This is a genomic window from Pseudoalteromonas sp. S4492 (assembly GCF_005886115.1).
Classification (GTDB): domain Bacteria; phylum Pseudomonadota; class Gammaproteobacteria; order Enterobacterales; family Alteromonadaceae; genus Pseudoalteromonas; species Pseudoalteromonas gelatinilytica.
In genome coordinates this window covers 1-277 of record NZ_PNCP01000261.1, presented here as the reverse complement: position 1 = coordinate 277, position 277 = coordinate 1, and the positions used below count along the sequence as shown (strand labels likewise).

Genomic DNA, 277 nt, shown 5'->3' with positions numbered 1-277 from the left:
TGCTGGGAGTATCACTGGCCTTTGGTCTCACTGTCCTTACCATGGCTTATGCTATTGGGCATATTTCCGGATGCCACCTCAATCCAGCGGTTTCTGTCGGTCTATGGGCCGGTGGGCGCTTTCCTGCCAGCCAAGTATTGCCCTACATTGCCGCACAGGTCATTGGTGCCGTGATCGCTGGTGGAGTGCTCTATCTTATTGCCACGGGTCAAGCCAATTTCGACGTCTCGAGGGGATTCGCCTCGAATGGCTATGGCGAGCACTCACCAGGCGGTTA

At 55.6% G+C, this 277-nt stretch carries 1 protein-coding gene; it reads left to right on the top strand.

Annotated features, from left to right (window positions below):
• Positions 1-277 (top strand): aquaporin (locus CWC28_RS21515; RefSeq protein WP_171038359.1); only part of this gene is annotated, 277 nt, incomplete at both ends.